Source organism: Aeromonas sp. HMWF017 (assembly GCF_003061465.1).
GTDB lineage: Bacteria > Pseudomonadota > Gammaproteobacteria > Enterobacterales > Aeromonadaceae > Aeromonas > Aeromonas veronii.
This window is the reverse complement of record NZ_QAJD01000062.1, coordinates 40664-44829: the sequence shown is the minus strand read 5'-3', so window position 1 is coordinate 44829 and position 4166 is coordinate 40664. Positions and strand designations below refer to the sequence as shown.

Genomic DNA, 4166 nt, shown 5'->3' with positions numbered 1-4166 from the left:
CCTGCCGTAACAGCCCCTGTTGTGGAAGCCGCACCTGTCGCCGCTGTTGTTGAAACACAAACTCCTGCTGCTGTCATCGAAACCCCGGCTGCCGTGGTTGCGGTTGTAGTGGAAGAGACTCCGGTCGTTACCAAACAGGTAGCTCACGGTGCCGGCCTGCTAGCTCGTGCCCGCAAAGCATCCGCGCCGATGGCAACACCTGCCGAAGCCCCTGCCCTGCCTGCCCGTGAGCCGGTTAACTACCCGCCGCTGGTACGCAACGAAGTGAGCACATCAGGTCGTCATGGTGGCAGCACTGCCGCCGTCAACGTGGCCACCTGCCCGGCCGGTCGCCCCTAAGCAACCCGGGTTGACCCCCTAAACAAAAGCCACACCAACCGGTGTGGCTTTTTTATTTCTCGCTTCCCCTGTGCACTCACAGACACATGAATGAATGCCTATGCTCCGCAAAACCGCTTTGTCTGTTATCTCTCTATCTCCCTATCACTGAACACGGCGTTAACTCGTATTTATTTCCTGAAGTAACAGTGACTTCTATGTTCAGAACGATGCCAATTGATTTTGGCTGTTTAAAATTTTGCTTGTTGGCATATAAATAGTTGTGTAGACGACGGTCTGCAATGGGCTCGTGTGGGGTTCAAGATTCATTTGATATGGAACCTTCTGGTTCAATGCATACTTGCCAACCAGGGCATTCGGTTGTACCGAAACCTGAATCCCCCTTTCGCAGAATTGAGGAGGTTTGTCATATAGCAAACCAGCCTCAGGTCTTGTTCAACAGATAATCAACTCAGGTTGCATCTACACAGATGTACATATAGGTAACTGTCGTTGGTATAGATTTGCTTCCCGGGAACAAGCCAGCCCCCCTATCCTAGCGGCAGCACAATCTATACACGAGATATTGGTTACGACCCTTCCCCACACAATCAAGTGTTGAAACTGAGCAAGACGCTGGCCCTAATACACGAGAATTCAGTAACCGCTGCTCAACGATTCTGTTTAAAAGGCATATAAAAATGCCGCCCGGCTTTGCAACCGGGCGGCATTGAACTGCTTGCTTTGAAAGTGGAATGACTATCAGGCTGTTGCCAGCTTGGCCTGCTCTTCGCCGCGTTTGAGCATGGCGTAGGAGACACCGGTCAGCAGCGAGCCTGCGGCAATGGCAACGATATACATCATGACGTTGCTGATGGCGTGCGGGATGAACAGCACGAACAGGCCGCCGTGGGGTGCCATCAGCTCGCAGCCGAACAGCATGGAGAGCGCACCGGTCAGGGCGCCGCCGACCATGCAGGCCGGGATAACGCGCATCGGATCCTTGGCGGCAAACGGAATGGCCCCCTCGGAGATAAAGCACAGACCCAGTACGAAGGATGCTTTGCCCGCTTCCTGCTCCGCCTTGATGAACTTGGTACGGGCCAGGAAGGTGGCAATTCCCATCCCCAGTGCCGGCACCATACCGGCGGCCATCACAGCAGCCATGGGGGCATAGGTTTTGGAGGCCAGCAGGCCGACACCGAAGGCATAAGCCGCCTTGTTGACCGGGCCGCCCATGTCAAAGCACATCATGGCGCCGATGATGACCCCCAGCAGCACGGCGTTGGCAGAGCCCATGTTGTTGAGGAACTCGGTCATGGCATTCATGATGCCGGCCACCGGGCCACCCACTACGTAGATCATCACCAGGCCGGTAAACAGGCTGGCAAAGAGCGGAATGATCAGGATCGGCTTGAGCGCTTCCAGGGTATTCGGCAGACGTACCTTGTCGCTCAGGTACTTGGCACTGTAACCGGCCAGGAAACCGGCCACGATGCCGCCAAGGAAACCGGCACCCAGCGAGCTTGCCAGCATGCCGCCGATCATGCCGGGAGCGAGACCCGGGCGGTCAGCGATGGAGTAGGCAATGTAACCGGCCAGCACCGGGATCATCAGGGCGAAAGCGGAGCCACCACCGATCTTCATCAGGGCAGCAGCCAGGGTGCCTTCCACCTTGAACGCTTCGATACCGAACACAAACGAGAGCGCAATGATAAGGCCACCCGCCACCACCATCGGCAGCATGAAGGAGACACCGGTCAGCAGGTGCTTGTAGGGGCCGGCTTTTTCCTCTTTCTTGGGCTGGCTGGCACCGCTGTGGCGATAGAGTGTCGCCTCGTTCCACGCCTTGTCGAGCTCGGCGCGGGTTTTCTTCAATGCCGCGCCCGTGCTGGTACGATAGACCGGCTTACCGTCAAAGCGCGCCATGTCCACTTCGATATCGGTGGCAAGGAATACCAGATCGGCAGCGGCAATCTCCTCGGCGGTCAGGGCATTCTGGGCACCGACCGAGCCTTGGGTCTCGACGCGGATCTGATAACCCAGCTGTTTGGCCATGGTCTCCAGCGCTTCTGCCGACATAAAGGTGTGGGCCACGCCGGTCGGACAGGCGGTCACCGCCACAATGCGCTTGCCAGCGGCGGCCGGTTTGGCGGCAGCAGGCGCGGCATGATGGCGATAGAGGCTGGCGCCGCTGTCGGCTGCTTCCAGCAAGGCAGCCGGATCTTGCAGGGCGAGATCCATGCTGCCCTGATAGATCCGCTTGCCATCATAGGCAGCGAGATCCACTGGGGCACTGGCGACAACCAGCACCAGATCGGCGGCAGCAATCTGCTCCTTGCTCGGAACCTGGCGGGGCTGCACACTGGAGCCGACGTCGAGGGTGAGTTCCCAGCCAGCCAGTTTGGCCTGCTGTTCTATCCGTTTTGCAGCGAGAAAGCTGGTGGCAATGCCCGCTGGGCAAGCCGTAACCAAGATTGCTTTCATTGGGCATCTCCTGAGTTTTCCATTGAGGGGGTATTGCATTGAACTTGTGCCAGCGCATCCAGACGCTCTACGCGCACCTGTTCAAGTAAAGGGTTGAGCACACTGATATCGTTAAAGCCTACCGCCACCTGACTGACCGCCAAGGCCGAGACGGCGGTGGCCAGCCGCAGCGTCTGCTCCGGCGCCCAGCCAAGGCTCAGACCATGGGCAAGACCGGCGACCAGGGAATCGCCAGCACCCACCGTGCTGACTACCTGCATCCGCGGCGGAATGGCCTGCCAGACGGCATCCGGGGCAAACCAGATCAGGCCATCGGCGCCGTTGGAGATCACCACGTTGGGGATGCCGCTTGCCTGCAGCGCGCGGGCACACTCGGCCTGCTCGCTCAGCGTCTTGATGGGGCGGCCTGCCCACTGGCTCAGCTCCTCCAGATTGGGTTTGACCAGGGTCGGTGCCGCCTTGATACCTTCGCTTAACGCCGCGCCGCTGCAATCGAAGATCACCTGCTTACCCTTGGCCTTGAGCAAGCGGATCAGATGGGCGCAGTAATCGGGGGCCACCCCTTTGGGCAGGCTGCCCGCCAGCACGAACCACTCAGCATGCGGAGCCAACTCGTCGATGGCCTGCTCCAGCGCGCTCACTTCCCCTTGCTGGATGGTGAGCCCCGGCAAGTTGAGATCGGTAACCCGACCGGACTGTTCGGAGATCTTGACGTTGATGCGGGTGCTGCCCACGACACGGACAAAGTGATCATCAAGCGCCCGCTCTGCAAACAGGGAGACAAAGCTCTGCTCATTGTCAGCGCCCAGCCAGCCGGTGACGCCCACGTCTCTGCCAAGATCTTTGAGCACCATGGCGACGTTGATCCCCTTGCCGGCGGCACGCAGGTTGGCTTCGCTCACCAGATTCACCTCGCCCAGGCTCATTGCCTCTAGACGAGTGGTGAGATCCAGGGCGGGGTTAAGGGTAATGGTAACAATCTTCATCAATGCGCCCCCTCGCCGAGACCGGCGGCGATGGCCTCACCGATCCCCTTGAGGGCGGCTTCGGCATCTGCCCCTTCGGCGCGAAACGCCAGACGATGCCCGCACTTGACCCCAAGGCCGATCACTTTCATCAGGCTCTTGGCAGAGACCGCCTCGCCGCTACCATCCAGATTGGCAACCCGGATGTCCGATTCAAACTCTTTGGCCACCTTGACCAGCATGGCACCGGGACGGGCATGCAGGCCGTGAGGGTTGATGATGGTAAAGGTTTCGGAAAGACCGCTCGCGGGCCCTGCCTGCAACATGGCCAGTCCCTCACCGCCCGCCAGCGTTGCCAGCTGACCGGCGGCCGCCAGTTTGGCCAGATTCTCCAGT

General features: G+C 59.4%; 3 protein-coding genes and 1 pseudogene. 1 reads left to right on the top strand and 3 read right to left on the bottom strand.

Going from position 1 to position 4166, the window contains the following annotated elements:
• A pseudogene (locus DBR30_RS21680) lies at window positions 1-339 on the top strand (ribonuclease E); the annotation flags it as partial.
• A gap of 741 nt (window positions 340-1080) precedes the next feature.
• On the opposite strand, the gene fruA reads toward DBR30_RS21680, so the two are convergent.
• The 3 genes from fruA to DBR30_RS21675 all read right to left on the bottom strand — a co-directional run.
• A complete protein-coding gene (fruA, locus tag DBR30_RS05600) occupies window positions 1081-2805 on the bottom strand; it encodes a PTS fructose transporter subunit IIBC (RefSeq protein ID WP_108540086.1) in 1725 nt (574 codons plus the stop codon).
• Window positions 2802-3791, bottom strand: coding sequence for a 1-phosphofructokinase (pfkB, locus tag DBR30_RS05595; RefSeq protein ID WP_108540084.1), 990 nt, complete (start codon window positions 3789-3791; stop codon window positions 2802-2804). The genes fruA and pfkB overlap by 4 nt, the downstream gene beginning before the upstream one ends.
• Window positions 3791-4166, bottom strand: a 376-nt coding sequence (locus DBR30_RS21675; protein WP_258224295.1) for an HPr family phosphocarrier protein, incomplete at its 5' end; no start/stop codon positions are given. The genes pfkB and DBR30_RS21675, both read right to left, overlap by 1 nt.

Coding starts and splice junctions, on each gene's coding strand:
- fruA (WP_108540086.1), bottom strand. CDS start 2,805: ATGAAAGCAATCTTGGTTACGGCTTGCCCAGCGGGCATTGCCACCAGC.
- pfkB (WP_108540084.1), bottom strand. CDS start 3,791: ATGAAGATTGTTACCATTACCCTTAACCCCGCCCTGGATCTCACCACT.